The following is a 15,728-nucleotide window of genomic DNA, read 5'->3' as shown; positions in this document are numbered from 1 at the left end:
GCGCTCGGGCATGATCGCGACGTGATCGGCGACGCTGAGCAGACCCCCGACCCCGCTCCCCCGACCAGTCCCGCCTCGGGCCCCGCACCCGGCCTGGGCGGGCTGCGGGTCGGGATCGGCACCGACGTGCATCGCCTGGTGCCCGGCGCGCCGATGCACCTGGCCGGGCTGGCCTGGCCCGACGAGGAGCTCGGCCTCGAGGGGCACTCCGACGCCGACGTGGCCGCGCACGCCGCCTGCGACGCCCTGTTCTCCGCCGCCGACCTGGGCGACCTGGGCTCGCACTTCGGCACCGCCGAGCCGCAGTGGGCCGGCGCGTCGGGGGCCACCCTGCTCGCCGAGACCGCCCGCCGGGTGCGCGCGGCCGGCTTCGAGGTGGTCAACGTCGCGGTGCAGGTGATCGGCAACCGGCCGCGGCTGGGCCCGCGCCGCGACGAGGCCCGGGCCGCGCTGTCGGCGGCGACGGGCGCACCCGTCTCGGTGTCGGCGACGACGACCGACGGGCTGGGCCTGACCGGCCGCGGCGAGGGGGTCGCGGCCATCGCGACGGCCCTGGTGGTGGCCACCGGCTGAGCCAGGGGGTTCCCGTACCGAGGGTACGTGTGACATCTTGTCGCACACACCATCCTCGACCTCCGGAGCCCCCGCATGCCCGCCACCGCCGACCTGCACGTCGACGACCTGCACGTCAGCACGCACGGGCGCCCCGACGCGCCGGTGACGGTGCTGCTGGCGCACTGCTGGACCGCCGACGAGACCGACTGGCACTACCAGGTCCAGGCGCTGCTCGACCGGTTCGGCCACGAGGTCCGCCTGGTCACCTGGGACCACCGCGGCCACGGCCGCTCGGCGCGGGTGCCCGAGAGTGCGTGCACGATCGCCGACCTGGCCCGCGACCTGGGTCGGGTCGTCGACGCGCACGCCGCCGCGGGCCCGCTGGTGCTGGCCGGGCACTCGATCGGCGGGATGTGCCTGATGGCGCTGCCCGAGGAGCGCCCCGACCTGGTCGAGCGGGTCGCCGGGCTGCTGCTGGTCTCCACCTCGTCGGGCCGCCTCGACACCGTCACCCTGGGCCTGCCCGACACCGGCCGCGTGGTGCGCGCCCAGATCCCGCGGCTGCTCGCAGCCCGGGCCCAGCTGCTCTCGCGCCGCCGGCGCCGGGGCAGCCCCTCGGTCGAGCGGTGGGTGGTCAACCGGTTCCTCTTCGGCAGCCCGCTGCGGCTGCGCGACGCCGGCCTGGTGCTCGACCAGCTGATCAGCTGCGCGCCCGCCACGATGGCCGGCTTCTACCGCGACTGCATGCGCCACGAGCGCACGGCCGCGCTGGCGGCGTACGACGACGTGCCGACCGTGGTGATGGTCGGCTCGGCCGACGTGCTGACCCCGCCGGCGCACGCGCAGCGCACCGCCGCCGCGATCCGCGGGGCACGGCTGGTGGTGGCGCCCGGCGCCGGGCACTACCTGCCGCTGGAGCGTGACGAGCTGGTCTCCGAGCACCTCGTGGCCGCCGTGGAGCAGGCGCTGGCCGACGCGCACCCGCAGGCGCACGCCGCCGCGGGCTGACCCCCTGCCCTTCCCTGCCCCGCGGAGGTCATCACCTCCGCACCGACGGACGTCCCGCCCGTATGACGTCCCGGCCGGCGGCTGGGTACGGTCACCGCGTGCCCGACCAGCCCACCGCCCCCGCTCCCCCGCCCATCGAGTCGCCCGACCAGTCGCAGGCCTCGGTCAGCGTCGTGGTGCTCGGCGCCGGCTCCGGCTCGCGAGTGGGCGCCGGGGTCAACAAGGTGCTGCTGCCGCTGGCCGGACGACCGGTGCTGGCCTGGTCGGTGCTGGCCGCGCTGGCCACCCCTGGGGTCACCCGGGTGCTGGTGGTGGCCCATCCCGACGAGCTCGACGAGGTCGCCGAGGCGCTCGCGCCGCACCTGCCTGACGACAGCCCTGGCGGCGGCGAGGGCCCGGGCGCCCCGGAGGTCGGGCTGGTGGCGGGCGGGCCGACCCGGCACGCCTCCGAGGCGCGGGCGCTGCGCACCCTGGCCGACGACGTCGAGGCCGGCCGCACCGACGTGCTCGTCGTCCACGACGGCGCCCGGCCGCTCGCGCCGGCCGCGCTCTTCACCGCGGTCGTCGAGGCCGCGCGGGCCCGCGGCGGGGCGCTGCCCGGCGCCCCGGTCGCGGGAGTGCTGACCCGCGCACTGCAGCGGGTGCCGAGCGACCTCGTGGGAGTGCAGACGCCGCAGGCCTTCCGCGCCGGACCGCTGCTGGCGGCGTACCGGCGCGCCGACGACGACGGGTTCGAGGGCACCGACACGGCCGCGTGCTTCGCGCGGTACGCCGACCTGCCGGTCGTCGCGGTCGCCTCCGGGCCGGCGAACCTCAAGGTCACCTGGCCCGAGGACCTCGCCCTGGCCGAGGAGCTGCTGGGCCTCAGCGGGCGGTGAGGGCCTCGAGGACGGCGACGTCGTCGACCCCGGCGACCCGGCGCCCCTCGGGCGGGGCCTGACGGGTCAGCACCGGGAACCGCTCGGCCAGCCACGAGACCAGCACCCCGAAGTCGTCGGAGGGCAGCTCGTCGAGCGCGGCGACCACCCCGGCGGGCAGCACCACGGGCGAGGTCACCACCACCAGGTCCTCGCGGTCGGGACCCATCCCCACGACCGGCAGCCCGGCGGGGCCCTGCTCGTCACCCACCTCGACGTCGGAACCGTCGGTGGTCTTGACGGTGTCGGTGACCGGCCGCACGCCCACGACGACGGCCTCGCGGGCCACGGCCTCGCGCACGCACTCGGCGATGAAGGCCGCCGGGGTCATCGGGCACAGGCAGTCGTGCAGCACCACCGGCTCGCCGGACTCCGCGAGGCCCTCCCACTCGGTGCCGATGTCGACGGGGGTGACGCCCGACTCGCCCAGGCCCCAGGCCGCGACCGCCACCAGCGCCTCGCCGTGCAGGAGCGCGAAGGGCAGCGACCCGCGCCCGGTCTCGACGACGGTGCCCAGCGCCGCGGGCTGCTCGTCGTCGTCCTCGAGGCCCGACCAGTCGGACCAGTCGGGGGTGTCCTCGGAGGCGCCGGGGCTGGTGTCGGGGTTGCCGGGGCTGCTGTCGTGGCTGTCGGGGGAGGTCATGGTGCCTCCAGCCTAGGACGCACGACGGCCCCCGGGTGGTCACCCGGGGGCCGTCGAGACACTGCTGCGTGAGGAGCGTGCAGCCTCTAGGAGGCGAGCACCTCGTCGAGGATGACCTCGGCCTTGTCCTCATTGGTCTTCTCGGCCAGGGCCAGCTCGGAGACCAGGATCTGGCGCGCCTTGGCCAGCATCCGCTTCTCGCCGGCCGACAGGCCACGGTCGCGCTCGCGGCGCCACAGGTCGCGCACGACCTCGGCCACCTTCATGACGTCGCCGCTGTGCAGCTTCTCGAGGTTCGCCTTGTAGCGACGCGACCAGTTGGTCGGCTCCTCCACATGAGCGGCCCGCAGCACGTCGAAGACGCGGTCGAGGCCCTCCTTGTCGACGACGTCACGCACGCCGACCAGGTCGAGGTTGCAGGCCGGGACGCGCACGACCAGGTCCTGCTGGGCCACGATCCGCAGCACCAGGTACTGACGGTCCTCACCCTTGATGGTCCGCATCTCGATGTCCTCGATGACAGCGGCCCCGTGATTGGGATACACAACCGTTTCGCCGACGGTGAAAGTCATATGTCAGGTTCCCCTTCCTAGGCCGCCATCTTAACACGGATCTCCCAGCACTCCTCATCGTTTGTGCAGGTCAGAGGGGCAATGCGGTCTTGACAGATCCTCGGGGGCTGTGGTGGCGGCCGCTGCGCGGGGCGTGACGCACCCCACTGCCGGCCACCCGCGCGCCGACCGAAAAGTGCCTCCTACCTGCGCGGACCTCCCGCGGAGCGACCCCGCGGCAGGGATACTGCCGAGCATGGTCCGACCTCACCTGCCCCGCCGCCGCAAGGCTGCCCCGCAGCCCGCGGGACCACCCCTCCGGACACCCGCCCCGGCATCCGCGACGACCCCGGCGTCCACCCCTGCGTCCACCCCGGTCGGCACCGACGTGGTCGAGCCGCCGCCGGTCGCGCCGCGCGAGCGGCGTACGGGCCCGGCGCGGGTCCTCGACACCACGCCGGTGCTGCTGGTGCAGGCCGCCCACCCGCGCCAGGCGGTGCTGACTGCGGTGCTGATGACCGTGGTAGCGGCGCTGGCCGACCGGCCCACCCGCGAGCTCGGGCTGGTGCTGCTGACCGTACTGGTGGGCCAGGCGATGCTCGGCTGGCACAACGACCTGGTCGACCGGCGCCGCGACGCCGCGCACGCCACCAGCGGCAAGCCGATCGCCGACGGTCGCCTCGACCCCGGCACGGTCTGGTTCGCGCTGGCCTGCGCGGTGCTGCTGCTCGTACCGCTCGCGGTCTCCCACGGCACCACCGCGGGCCTGCTCTACCTGGGCTCGGTGCTGATCGGGCTGCTCGGCAACCTGACGCTGCGCACCGGGGTGCTCTCGTTCGTGCCGTGGGCGGCGGCGTACGCGACCTACCCCGCTTTCCTGTCGTACGGCGGCTGGGGCGGCGTCGGCACCGGCGAGGCGCCGGAGCCGGCGATGGTGCTGCTGGCGGCGCTGCTGGGCGTCGGTGTGCACCTGCTCACCGCGCTGTGGGGCCTGGTGGCCGACCACGAGGACGGGTGGACCTACCTGCCGCTGCGCCTGGGCCTGCGGCTGGGCGCGGCCCGGCTGCTCGCGGTCGCCGCGGTCTACCTGGGCCTGGTCGCGGTGGCGATGGCGTTCGTGGGCACCACCAGCGGACTCAGCGCCGGCTGACGCTAGGCTGGGCCCGGCCGGCCCCACGACGAACCGAAGGCATGAGACCCACGATGCTGATCCGCCGCAAGCTCGCGCTCGCCACCAGCGCTCTCGCGCTCGCCCTCCCGCTCACCTCGTGCGGTTTCGACTACGCGACCGACCGGCCCTACACGCCGGCCGCCGGGGCCAACGAGCGCGACGCGAGGGTCGACGTGCTCGGCGCGGCCATCGTGGCCAGCGCCGACGGCGCCGGCACCTTCATCGCCGGGCTCGCCAACAACTCCGCTAGCGAGGCGGTCACCTGGGAGACCCTCGACAGCGACGACGGCCAGCTCAGCGCTGACGTCGACGCCCGCGAGATCCCCCCGCTGGGCTTCGAGAACCTCTCCCAGGAAGGCAACGGCGTCGCCGTGACCGGCGACTTCGCCGCCGGCGACTACCTCGCGCTGCGCCTGGGCTTCGACAACGGCACCACCGTGGCCATCAAGGTGCCGGTCGTGACCAACTGCGACGAGTTCGAGGGCTTCGACCACGCCACCGAGGACGGCGACGGCGGCGAGACCTACGACTGCGAGCCCCTCGAGCCGGTGCGCGACTACGGCCCGGGCGAGGAGGGCCTCGAGGGCGACGAGCTCGAGCCCGAGGGCGGCGCCGAGTCGGAGCCGGAGAACACCCAGTGAGCGCGCTGGGCACCCTGGTCCTGCTCCGCCACGGCGAGAGCACCTGGAACGCCAAGAACCTCTTCACCGGCTGGGTCGACGTGCCGCTGACCGAGAAGGGCGAGGCCGAGGCTCGCCGCGGCGGCGAGCTGATGCGCGAGGCCGGGCTGCTGCCCGACGTCGTGCACACCTCCCTGCTGCGCCGCGCGATCTCGACCACCGGCCTGGCGCTCGACGCCTGCGACCGGCACTGGATCCCCGTGCACCGCTCGTGGCGGCTCAACGAGCGCCACTACGGGGCGCTGCAGGGCAAGGACAAGAAGCAGACCCTCGAGCAGTACGGCGAGGAGCAGTTCATGGCCTGGCGCCGCTCCTTCGACGTGCCGCCCCCGCCGATCGACGACGCCGACGAGTTCTCGCAGGCCGGCGACCCGCGCTACGCCGACCTGGGCGACGACATGCCGCGCACCGAGTGCCTCAAGGACGTCATCGAGCGCTTCCTGCCCTACTGGGAGTCGGCGGTCGTGCCCGACCTGCGCGCCGGCAAGGTGACCCTGGTCGCCGCGCACGGCAACAGCCTGCGCGCGCTGGTCAAGCACCTCGACGGCATCGGCGACGACGAGATCGCCGGGCTCAACATCCCCACCGGCATGCCGCTGGTCTACGAGCTCGACGACGACCTGTCCCCCACCGTCCCCGGCGGGCGCTACCTCGACCCCGACGCCGCCGAGGCGGCCGCCGCGGCCGTGGCCTCCCAGGGTCGCTGACCCGGCCCGTATCTCACGCCGACCCGGCCCGAACTTCGCGCTGAGCCGGCCTGAAATGACCGGACGCCGGCCCCTCCCGCAGGAGGAGCCGGCGTACGACGGCCTGGTGGGCGGGCTGCTCAGAGCTCGCCGCCGCGGTACACCTTCTCGCCGGTGACGACGAAGACGACGCGGTTGGCGATCGAGACCGCGTGGTCGGCGATGCGCTCGTAGTAGCGGCCCAGCAGGGCCACGTCGACCGCGGCCTCGACGCCGTGCGCCCAGTCGTCGCCCAGCAGCTGGGTGAAGCTGTGGCGGCGCAGCTGGTCCATCACCTCGTCGTCGCGGCCCAGCTCGATGGCCGCGGAGACGTCGCGGTGGCGGATGATCCGCCCGACCCGGCGCACCATGTCCTCGGCGGTCTCGGCCATCTTGGTCATCGTGTCGATGATGCCCTCGGGCACCGCCACGTTGGGCACCCGCAGCCGCGCGATCTTGGCGACGTGCACCGACAGGTCGCCCATCCGCTCGAGCTCGGTGACCATCCGCAGCGCCGCGATGATGACGCGCAGGTCGCCGGCCACCGGCTGCTGCAGGCTCAGCAGCTCGAAGGCGGACTCCTCGACCTTCTCGCGGGCCCGGTCGATCTCGACGTCGTCGGTGATCACCTGCTCCGCGACCGCGGCATCGCCGCTCATCAGTGCCTCGGTGGATCGACGGACCGCGACCTCGACCTGGCCGCAGATGGCGGTCAGGTCGTCGAAGACGGCGTCGAGCTGCTCATGGAAGACGTCACGCATGGGGCAGAGCCTAGGCAATGGAAGGGGCGAGCGGGTGTCCGGCCGTCGCGGCGCGGTGAACGCGGGATGAACGTTGCGAACGCAGGGCTCGCCGAAGGGGCCCCCGGTGACCGGCTGCGTACGATCCTGCACGTGGACCCGACGCTGCAGGCCTTCCTCGCCGCCGTCGTGGGGGCGTTCGTCGCCGGCGCGGCCGTGCTGGCCTGGCACGTCAGCGACCGGCAGCAGCACACCGTGCCCGCGGCGCCCGAGCCGGTGCTGCCCTACGGGATCGGCTCGGTGCTCTCGGTGCTGCGCAGCTCGGCGGTCGTGGTCGACGAGGCCGACGTGGTGCTCAAGGCCAGCGCGCCGGCGTACGCGCTCGGGCTGGTGCGGGGCTCGCGCCTGGTCTCCGAGGCGCTCGCCGAGCAGGTCAGCGCCGTACGCCGCGACGGGCAGATCCGCGAGACCGAGATCTCGATGACCCGCCCCGGGGCCCCGGCGCGCCACGTCACCGCGCGGGTCGCGCCGCTGGGCTCGCGCCTGGTGCTGGCGCTGGTCGAGGACCGCACCCGTGAGCGGCGGATCGAGGAGGTCCGCCGCGACTTCGTCGCCAACGTCTCCCACGAGCTGAAGACCCCGGTCGGCGCGATCCGGCTGCTCTCGGAGGCGATGGTCGACGCCGCCGAGGACCCGGAGGCGGTCAAGCGGTTCGCGGGCCGGATGGGCACCGAGAGCGACCGGCTCTCCAAGCTGGTGCAGCAGATCATCGAGCTGTCGCGGCTGCAGGCCGACGACCCGCTGGACGCGCCGGTCGCGGTGCACCTCGACGACGTGATCCGCTCGGCGGTCGACGCCTCGGCCATCGACGCGGCCGCCAAGCGGATCCAGGTCGCGATCGGCGGCACCAGCGACGTGCAGGTCTTCGGCAACGAGAAGCAGGTGACCGCCGCGGTCTCCAACCTGGTCTCGAACGCCGTCTCCTACTCCGACCCCGACTCGACGGTGCTGGTCACCACGCGCGTCGACGACGGGTCGGTCGAGGTCTCGGTGGTCGACCAGGGCATCGGCATCCCCGCCGACGAGCTGGACCGCATCTTCGAGCGCTTCTACCGCGTCGACCCCGCCCGCCACCGCTCCACCGGCGGCACCGGGCTCGGCCTGTCCATCGTCAAGCACGTCGCCGCCACCCATGGCGGCGAGGTCCGGGTCTGGTCGGCGGAGGGGCAGGGGTCTACGTTCACCCTGACCCTGCCCCAGCACTTCGGGTCCGAGAGGAAAGAGCAGGAGGACAGCCCGTGACACGGGTACTGGTCGTCGAGGACGAAGAGAGCTACAGCGACGCGCTCGCCTACATGCTGCGCAAGGAGGGCTACGAGGTCGCGATCGCAGCCGACGGCAACGCCGCGCTGGTCGAGTTCGACCGCAACGGCGCCGACATCGTGCTGCTCGACCTGATGCTGCCGGGCATCCCGGGCACCGAGGTGTGCCGCACCATCCGGCAGACCTCGAGCGTGCCGGTGATCATGGTCAGCGCCAAGGACGACGAGGTCGACAAGGTGGTCGGCCTCGAGCTCGGCGCCGACGACTACGTCACCAAGCCCTACTCGCCGCGCGAGCTGGTGGCGCGCATCCGCGCGGTGCTGCGCCGCGGCACCGAGCCCGAGGCGGCCCCGGCCACCCTCGAGGCCGGCCCGGTGCGGATGGACGTCGAGCGGCACGTGGTGACCGTCGACGGCAACGAGCAGCGGCTGCCGCTCAAGGAGTTCGAGCTGCTCGAGATGTTCCTGCGCAACCCCGGCCGGGTGCTGACCCGCGGCCAGCTCATCGACCGGGTCTGGGGCTCCGACTACGTCGGCGACACCAAGACCCTCGACGTGCACGTCAAGCGGCTGCGCGCCAAGCTCGAGCCCGACCCGGGCGAGCCGAAGTACCTGGTCACGGTGCGGGGGCTGGGCTACAAGCTCGACCTGTGAGGTGGAGCGGGGCCTCGTGCAGGACCCCGTGCGGTTTCCCCGGGTACCCGGGGAACCCGTAACCCGCGTGACCTGGCGTCATGGGTCATCGTAGGCTTCGGTCGTGACGACGACCCGCGCCGAGAGCACCCCGGTTTTCCCGCCCGCCCCCGACGCCGATGCGGGTACGCCGCGCTGGCTGCCGCTGGTGGCCGTCGCGGTGACGCTGGTGTTCTGGGCCTCGGCGTTCGTGGCGATCCGCCACCTCGGCGCCGACTTCTCCGCCGGCCCGCTCAGCCTGGGCCGGCTGCTCGTCGGCGCGCTGTGCCTGGGCGTGGTCGCCACCGCCACCCGCGGCGTACCCCGCCCGACCCGGCGCGAGTGGGTCTCGCTGGTGGCGATCGGGGTGCTGTGGTTCGGCATCTACAACGTCGCGCTCAACGAGGGCGAGCAGCGCGTCGACGCCGGCACCGCCGCGATGCTGATCCAGCTCTCGCCGGTGCTGGTGGCGCTGCTGGCTGCGGTCTTCCTCGACGAGCGGTTCACCGCCTACCTCGGCATCGGCCTGGCCCTGGCCTTCGGCGGCGTCGCGCTGATCGGGCTCTCGACCTCCCAGAGCCAGGGCCGCGACCTGCTCGGCGTCTTCCTGGTGCTGCTCGCCGCCGTCGTGTACGCCGTCAGCCTGATCCTGCAGAAGCCGCTGATGAAGCGCCTGGCCGCCGTGCACGTGACCTGGCTGGCCTGCACCGTCGGTGCGATCGTCTGCCTGCCGTTCCTGCCCACCCTGGTCGAGGAGCTGCGGGTCGCGCCGACCTCGTCGGTGCTGTGGGTGGTCTACCTGGGCATCTTCCCCACCGCGATCGCCTTCACCACCTACGCCTACGCGCTGACCCACATGAGCGCCGGCAGCCTCAGCGTCACGACCTACCTCGTGCCGCCGATCACGATCCTGCTCGGCTGGGCACTGCTCGGCGAGACCCCCGCGGTCGCGGCGTACGCCGGTGGGGTGCTGGCGCTGATCGGTGTCGCGGTCGCGCGGCGCAAGCCACGGCGGGTCGAGCACCCGCCGGCGCCGGCCTGAGCCGGGCGGGCGCGGGCACGTCCCTGACCTCACAAACCGCCCACCCGCGTGTCGCGGTGTCGAAGGTCGGGGACTATCCCCGCGGGGCGAGCTCCACGACCCAGCCGTCCTGGCCCTCGGTGACCTCGCCGTCCACGATCCCGGCGCTGCCGGGCACCGGGGCGACCGGGCGCTGCTGCACCCGCTGCGACCACTCGACGTACAGCTCGTCGACGACCAGGGCGCGGCGCCCGTCGATGCGCAGGCTCACCCGGGCGCGGCGCGGCGAGAGCCGCTCGAGGTCGTGCAGCACCCGGCCGGGCCGCTCGTCGGCCGACGGCTTCTCGTTGCGCGAGCCGACGGCGCGCAGGCGGGCGTCGCGGGGCACCCGCACGACCGCGGACAGCTCGGCGTACGACGTCTGCGTGCCGCGGCACACGAGGGCCACCCGCGCCTCGCCGGCCCCGGTGGCGCAGGCGCCGTGGGCGCTGCGCTCGGCCCGCACGGCCGGCACGCTGCGCACGGTGCGGCGGGTGATGGTGCGCCGGGCGATCTCGGTCGACCCGATCACCGCCACCGAGTGCCCGCTGACCGGGTCGATGGCGACGGCCGCCAGCAGGTAGCGCCCGGTGGGCAGGCTGGCGCGGCGCCGGTTGCCCTTGCCGCCGTCCCAGGCCCAGGTGGCCGGCCCGGCGCCGAGCACGGCGCGCCGCTCGGTGACCACGCGGTTGCGGGCGACGTCCCAGGCCAGCAGCACGACGTCGGTGGGCGCGGAGAGGCGGAAGACCAGCTCGGCGGAGTCGGCGAACCCGTCGCGCACCGTGGGGTAGAAGACCGGGCTGACCCGGGCGGCGGTGAACGCGACGCGGTGCCAGGCCGAGAAGCCGACGCTGGCGCTCGGGCCCGCCGCTGCGGGGCCCTGCGCCGGTTCGTCGAAGGGGCCGTCCCCGGGACCGCCGAAGGGGTCGTCGGGCCCGTCGCCGGGCTGCTCCTCGACGGGGTCGGCGACGGGCTCAGCGTCGGCACCGGCGGTCGGGTCGAGCTCGGCCGTGGCGGTGCAGTCGGTGGCCGGCGCCTCGAGTGGCGCGACCTCGACCTCGACGCGGCCGCTCGGGGCGCTGAAGGTGATGTGGTGCTCGTACCCGCTGGAGGGGCACACGACGCTGAGTCGTCCGTCGTGGCCGGCCGCGCCGCGCGAGACCTCCACCACGACCGGTCCGCTCCAGCCGGTGGCGACGCGCTGTCCGTCACCGGGGGCGCTGATGGCCACCTCGGGGGCGGAAGGCGTCTCTCCCGCGGCCCCCACCACGGGAGAGACGCTCAGGAGGAGAGCGGCCACGGCGAGCCGGGACATCGAACTCGCACGCACCTGCATCCTCCCCGCCGACGCGACTGGAAGCGTCGTCGGGACGATGGTGCTGGTCGGCGAGGGTCCGCGTCATACCCCACATCAGGTATGTCGCTCCCGGGGGTCAGTCGGCGGCGGTCTCCCGGTCCGGATCCTGCTCCGACTCGGCCTCGAGCCAGCCCCGGAACGCGTCGAGGTTGCGGGTCGACTCACCGCGCAGGGTGCGCCACTCCCACTCCTTGCGGATGGAGGAGGCGAAGCCGAGCTCGAGGATCGCGTTGAACGACTCGTCGGCGTAGGTCAGCACCGAGCCCAGCAGCCGGTCGAGCTCGCCCTCGTCGACCACCGACAGCGGCAGCCGCGCGTCGAGGTAGATGTCGCCGGTGCGGTCCACGGCGAAGGCGACGGCGTACAGGCGCAGGTTCTTCTCCAGCAGCCAGCGCCACACGCGCTCGTGGTTCTCGTCGGGGTTACGGCACACGAAGGCGTGCACGCCCAGCGCGTGGGCGCCGACGTCGAGGCGCACGGGGGTCTGCAGCTTCTTCTCGCCGGGCAGCGCGAAGGAGAACAGGCCCGGGCTGGGCTCCTGCGCCTCGATCTCGTTGGTGGCCAGCCACGCGCGCACCACCTCGGCGGCGCGCTCCTGGTCCTGGCTGGTCGGGGTCTGCATCTGCTCGTCGCTCATGCGAGGGCCTCCTGGCGCATCATCCAGCGGGCACGTTCGTAGCCACCGAGCATGGCCTGGGCGGTGGCCTCCCACGAGAACCCCTTGGCCTGCAGCACCGCGCCCGAGCGCAGCCGCTGGGCCAGCACCGGCTCGGTGAGCACCCGGGCGATCGCGTCGGCCCAGTCGCCCGCCTCGTGGCCCTCGACGAGCAGGCCGCTGTGGCCGTCGCGCACCACCGTGGTCAGCCCGCCGACGGCCGCGGCCACCACGGGGGTGCCGGTGGCCTGCGCCTCGGCGGCGACCAGCCCGAAGGACTCGTTGTAGGACGGCACGGCCACCAGCGTGGCGGCGGCGTACCAGCGCGCGAGATCGGCCTGGGCGACCGGCGGCACGAAGCGCACCACGTCGGCCAGGCCCAGCTCGTGGGCCAGCGTGGCCAGCGCGTCGGGGTGCTCGAGGCCGCTGCCGGAGGGGCCTCCGACGACGGGCACGACCAGCCGCTCGCGCCGGCCGGGGTCGCGGCGCAGCAGCTCGGCGACCGCGCGCAGCAGCACGTCGGGGCCCTTGAGCGGCTGGATGCGACCGGCGAAGAGCAGCACGTCGGCGTCGACGGGCAGCCCGAGCTCGCGGCGTACGTCGGCACGCTCGCGGGGGCGGAAGACGTCGAGGTCGACGCCGGGGTGGACCACCTCGACCCGCCCGGCGTGGGCGTCGTAGAGGTTGATCAGCTGCTTGGCCTCGAGGTCGGTGTTGGCGACCAGCAGGTCGGCGGCGTCGACGACCTGCTCCTCGCCGATGACGCGGGCCTGCGGCTCGGGGGTGTCGCCCTCGGCGAGCGCCTCGTTCTTGACCTTGGCCATCGTGTGCATCGAGTGCACCAGCGGCACGCCCCACCGGTCGCGGGCCAGCGCGCCGACCTGCCCGGAGAGCCAGTAGTGGCTGTGCACGGCGTCGTAGTGGCCCACCGGGTGCGCGGCCTCGGTGCGCAGCACCTCGCGGGCGAAGACGCACAGCTGGCCGGGCAGCTCGGTCTTGGTCAGCCCCTCGAACGGGCCGGCGTGGATGTGGCGCACCCGCACCCCGTCGTGGGCCTCGACGACCGGCTCGAGCGCGGAGGAGGTGGCGCGCGTGAAGATGTCGACCTCGGTGCCCTGGGCGGCCAGGCGGCGGGCGAGCTCGATGACGTAGACGTTCATCCCGCCGGCGTCGCCGGTGCCGGGCTGGTCGAGGGGGCTGGTGTGCAGGCTGATCATCGCGAGGCGCCGCACGGGGCGCTCGCTTCGGTGCTGGCTGCTCACGCAGTCCTCCGTCCGTGTGTCTGCCGGTCCCGTCACCGGGCCCTCGTCGCTCAACCCCTCCGGCCGCCCGATGATTCCCCCAGGTCGGGTAGGTGGGGTGCGGGGTGGGTCTGCGGGCGCAGTGGTGGTCGGGCTGGCGGGAGTTTCATCGGCCGGCCGACGGAACTGGCGGGTGGCCGATGAAGTTTCATCGGCCCGCCGGGAGCTTCATCGGTCGGCCGATGAAACTCTGACAGGCGTCAGCCCGCGTGCGCCCCACCCGTACGGCGTCGCCCCGGCGCCGGTCGGGCCGCCCGGTTCGGCCGGCCCCGGCCGGGGGCGGGCAGCTCGGGGTCGTCGCCCGAGCTGTCGTCGCGGCGACGACGCCGCACCTCGCGGGCCAGCAGCAGCGCGCCGAGCACCGCGGCCACTGCGCCCACGACACCGTCGACCGCCTCGGAGCCGCCGGCGCCGGCGAGCCCGCCGACGACGGCGAGCAGCGCCACGCACAGCACGGCCAGGCACACGCCGACGACCAGGCGCAGCGGGGTCGCGCCCCGGTCGACCAGGCCCGCACCGACGGCGACGGCCGCCAGGCCCAGCAGCACCGCGCCCGGCCACCATGCGAAGGGGCCCAGCCCGGCCCAGGCGAGCAGCCACAGTGCCCCGCCCACCAGCGCCGCGAGCGCACCGCTGACGGCGGCGGGCGTCGTACCCCTGTCCACAGCAGACCCCTCTCAACTGGTCGGCGCCCATCGTCCCAGGCCCGCGGGGGCTGCGCCACAATGTGGCCCATGAGCAGCCCCCTCGCCGTCGTGACCGGAGCCAGCAGCGGGATCGGGGCCGCGACCGCGCGGCGTCTGGGCGCGGAGGGCTTCCACGTGGTCTGCGCGGCCCGGCGGGCCGAGCGCGTCGAGGCGCTGGCCACCGAGATCGGCGGCACCGCCGTCGTCTGCGACGTCACCGACGCCGAGTCGGTCTCCGCCCTCGCTGCGCGGGTCGACGAGCTGGCCGGCGAGATCGGGCGCTCGGGCCTCGACGTGGTGGTCAACAACGCCGGCGGCGCGTTCGGCTCGGCGCCGGTCGCCGAGGGCGACGCCGAGCAGTGGCGCGCGATGTACGACGTCAACGTGATCGGTCTGATGCAGGTCACCAAGGCGCTGCTGCCGTCGTTGATCGCCTCGGGTGCCGGCGTGATCTGCAACGTCGGCTCGACCGCGGGCCGCATCGCCTACGAGGGCGGCGCCGGCTACACCGCCGCCAAGCACGGCACGCAGGTCGTCACCGAGACGCTGCGCCTGGAGCTCTTCGACCAGCCGGTGCGGGTCTGCGAGGTCGCGCCGGGCATGGTGCGCACCGACGAGTTCGCGCTGGTGCGCTTCGAGGGCGACCAGGAGAAGGCCGACGCCGTGTACGCCGGCGTCGCCGAGCCGCTGGTCGCCGAGGACGTCGCCGACGCCATCGCCTGGGTCGTCACCCGCCCCCCGCACGTCAACATCGACGAGCTGGTCATCCGCCCCCGCGCCCAAGCCGCCCAGCACAAGGTCCACCGCCAGACGTGAGCTTGCGAACGTCTGGTGCGGTGGAGATCGAGCGAGCCCACGGCCGAGGAACGAGGCCGTGACAGGCGTGTCGAGATCCACCGCCAGCGCAAGAGATCGACCGGTAGGCGGTGCAGGACTGACCGGTGGGTGGTGCAGAACTGACCGCTCGTCCGGCCGTGAGAGACTGCGCCGGTGCAGACCATCGGACTGATCGGCGGGATGAGCTGGGAGAGCAGCGCCGCCTACTACGAAGCCCTCAACACCGGTGTGGAGAAGCGCCTCGGCAACCTCCACTCGGCCCGCACCGTGATGACCTCGGTCGACTTCGCGGAGGTCACGGCCCTGCAGGAGGCCGAGGACTGGGACGCCGTCGCCGCGATCCTGGTCGAGGCCGCGCAGGGCGTCGAGCGCGCCGGCGCCGACTTCCTGATGCTGTGCACCACGACCTTCCACCGGGTCGCCGACCAGGTCGCCGCGGCCGTCGACATCCCGCTGCTGCACCTGGCCGACGTGCTCGCCGACGCCTGCGTGGCCAACGACGTCAAGGAGGTCGGCTTCCTCGGCACCACCTTCGCGATGGAGCGCTCCTTCTTCACCGACCGGCTGCGCGAGCGCGGGCTGACGGTGCACGTGCCCGACCCCGACCACCACGAGACCGTCAACCGGATCATCTACGACGAGCTGTGCCACGGCCGCGTGGTCACCAAGTCGCGCCGCACCGTGGTCGGGCTGATCGACGAGCTGTGGGACGCCGGCGCCGGCGCGGTCATCCTGGGCTGCACCGAGCTCGAGCTCCTCGTGCACCAGTCGGACGCCAACATCCCGATCCTTGGTTCCACCAGCCTGCACGTCGAGGCCGCCCTGGCCCGCGCCCTGGCCTGACCTCC

Annotated in this window: 18 protein-coding genes; 11 read left to right on the top strand and 7 right to left on the bottom strand. The window is 74.1% G+C overall.

The genetic code is table 11. From position 1 onward, the window contains the following. Positions 1-102 precede the first annotated feature (102 nt). From ispF to QWJ41_RS11685, 3 genes are all read left to right on the top strand, one after another. Positions 103-573, top strand: coding sequence for a 2-C-methyl-D-erythritol 2,4-cyclodiphosphate synthase (gene ispF, locus QWJ41_RS11695; protein ID WP_302708506.1), 471 nt, complete (start codon positions 103-105; stop codon positions 571-573). A 75-nt stretch (positions 574-648) separates the two neighbouring features. Next, positions 649-1,563 carry an alpha/beta fold hydrolase gene (locus tag QWJ41_RS11690; RefSeq protein ID WP_302708406.1) on the top strand — a complete coding sequence of 305 codons (915 nt, stop codon included), beginning with the start codon at positions 649-651 and terminating at the stop codon, positions 1,561-1,563. Between the two features lie 98 nt (positions 1,564-1,661). Further along, positions 1,662-2,441 carry an IspD/TarI family cytidylyltransferase gene (locus QWJ41_RS11685; protein ID WP_302708404.1) on the top strand — a complete coding sequence of 260 codons (780 nt, stop codon included), beginning with the start codon at positions 1,662-1,664 and terminating at the stop codon, positions 2,439-2,441. Here QWJ41_RS11685 and QWJ41_RS11680 read toward each other — a convergent pair. Then, positions 2,428-3,123 carry a glycosyltransferase family protein gene (locus tag QWJ41_RS11680; RefSeq protein WP_302708403.1) on the bottom strand — a complete coding sequence of 232 codons (696 nt, stop codon included), beginning with the start codon at positions 3,121-3,123 and terminating at the stop codon, positions 2,428-2,430. The genes QWJ41_RS11685 and QWJ41_RS11680 overlap by 14 nt on opposite strands. 86 nt (positions 3,124-3,209) lie before the next feature. After that, positions 3,210-3,695 carry a CarD family transcriptional regulator gene (locus tag QWJ41_RS11675; RefSeq protein ID WP_179615410.1) on the bottom strand — a complete coding sequence of 162 codons (486 nt, stop codon included), beginning with the start codon at positions 3,693-3,695 and terminating at the stop codon, positions 3,210-3,212. A 235-nt stretch (positions 3,696-3,930) separates the two neighbouring features. Here QWJ41_RS11675 and QWJ41_RS11670 point away from each other — a divergent pair, with 235 nt between their 5' ends. The 3 genes from QWJ41_RS11670 to QWJ41_RS11660 are packed head-to-tail and all read left to right on the top strand — an operon-like array spanning position 3,931 to position 6,232. Further along, the gene (locus QWJ41_RS11670; protein WP_302708399.1) at positions 3,931-4,824 is read left to right on the top strand and encodes a UbiA family prenyltransferase; all 894 of its coding nucleotides are present in this window, start codon (positions 3,931-3,933) and stop codon (positions 4,822-4,824) included. A gap of 41 nt (positions 4,825-4,865) precedes the next feature. Continuing rightward, a complete protein-coding gene (locus QWJ41_RS11665) occupies positions 4,866-5,486 on the top strand; it encodes a hypothetical protein (protein WP_302708398.1) in 621 nt (206 codons plus the stop codon). Next, positions 5,483-6,232: a phosphoglyceromutase gene (locus QWJ41_RS11660; protein ID WP_302708397.1), complete on the top strand. Its 750-nt coding sequence runs from the start codon at positions 5,483-5,485 to the stop codon at positions 6,230-6,232. Before QWJ41_RS11665 ends, QWJ41_RS11660 begins: the two co-directional genes overlap by 4 nt. A gap of 119 nt (positions 6,233-6,351) precedes the next feature. On the opposite strand, the gene phoU is transcribed toward QWJ41_RS11660, so the two are convergent. Further along, complete coding sequence (gene phoU, locus QWJ41_RS11655) at positions 6,352-7,011, bottom strand: phosphate signaling complex protein PhoU (RefSeq protein WP_302708395.1); 660 nt, start codon at positions 7,009-7,011, stop codon at positions 6,352-6,354. Between the two features lie 132 nt (positions 7,012-7,143). On the opposite strand from phoU, the gene QWJ41_RS11650 reads away from it, so the two are divergent. From QWJ41_RS11650 to QWJ41_RS11640, 3 genes are all read left to right on the top strand, one after another. After that, positions 7,144-8,292, top strand: a complete 1,149-nt coding sequence (locus QWJ41_RS11650; RefSeq protein WP_302708393.1) for a sensor histidine kinase — start codon at positions 7,144-7,146, stop codon at positions 8,290-8,292. After that, complete coding sequence (locus QWJ41_RS11645) at positions 8,289-8,966, top strand: response regulator (RefSeq protein WP_302708391.1); 678 nt, start codon at positions 8,289-8,291, stop codon at positions 8,964-8,966. The genes QWJ41_RS11650 and QWJ41_RS11645 overlap by 4 nt, the downstream gene beginning before the upstream one ends. A 103-nt stretch (positions 8,967-9,069) precedes the next feature. Continuing rightward, a complete protein-coding gene (locus tag QWJ41_RS11640) occupies positions 9,070-10,026 on the top strand; it encodes a DMT family transporter (protein WP_302708389.1) in 957 nt (318 codons plus the stop codon). Positions 10,027-10,099: 73 nt separating this feature from the next. Here QWJ41_RS11640 and QWJ41_RS11635 read toward each other — a convergent pair whose 3' ends face one another. From QWJ41_RS11635 to QWJ41_RS11620, 4 genes are all read right to left on the bottom strand, one after another. Continuing rightward, the gene (locus QWJ41_RS11635; protein ID WP_302708387.1) at positions 10,100-11,374 is read right to left on the bottom strand and encodes a hypothetical protein; all 1,275 of its coding nucleotides are present in this window, start codon (positions 11,372-11,374) and stop codon (positions 10,100-10,102) included. A 103-nt stretch (positions 11,375-11,477) separates the two neighbouring features. Further along, positions 11,478-12,038, bottom strand: a complete 561-nt coding sequence (locus QWJ41_RS11630; protein ID WP_302708385.1) for a type III secretion system chaperone family protein — start codon at positions 12,036-12,038, stop codon at positions 11,478-11,480. Next, positions 12,035-13,318, bottom strand: a complete 1,284-nt coding sequence (gene mshA, locus QWJ41_RS11625) for a D-inositol-3-phosphate glycosyltransferase (RefSeq protein ID WP_439117321.1) — start codon at positions 13,316-13,318, stop codon at positions 12,035-12,037. The genes QWJ41_RS11630 and mshA overlap by 4 nt, the downstream gene beginning before the upstream one ends. Before the next feature lie 239 nt (positions 13,319-13,557). After that, positions 13,558-14,022 (bottom strand): hypothetical protein, encoded by a 465-nt coding sequence (locus tag QWJ41_RS11620; protein ID WP_302708384.1) that lies wholly within the window; start codon positions 14,020-14,022, stop codon positions 13,558-13,560. 69 nt (positions 14,023-14,091) lie between these two features. Between QWJ41_RS11620 and QWJ41_RS11615 the strand changes: the two genes are divergently transcribed. Together QWJ41_RS11615 and QWJ41_RS11610 are read left to right on the top strand one after the other, a co-directional pair. Beyond that, positions 14,092-14,859 carry an SDR family NAD(P)-dependent oxidoreductase gene (locus tag QWJ41_RS11615; protein ID WP_302708382.1) on the top strand — a complete coding sequence of 256 codons (768 nt, stop codon included), beginning with the start codon at positions 14,092-14,094 and terminating at the stop codon, positions 14,857-14,859. Between the two features lie 174 nt (positions 14,860-15,033). Then, positions 15,034-15,723: an aspartate/glutamate racemase family protein gene (locus tag QWJ41_RS11610; protein WP_302708380.1), complete on the top strand. Its 690-nt coding sequence runs from the start codon at positions 15,034-15,036 to the stop codon at positions 15,721-15,723. Positions 15,724-15,728 lie beyond the last annotated feature (5 nt).

This window comes from Nocardioides cremeus (assembly GCF_030518195.1).
GTDB classification, from domain to species: domain Bacteria; phylum Actinomycetota; class Actinomycetes; order Propionibacteriales; family Nocardioidaceae; genus Nocardioides; species Nocardioides cremeus.
The sequence above is the reverse complement of the archived record's forward strand: the minus strand, read 5'-3'. Positions and strand labels throughout refer to the sequence as shown.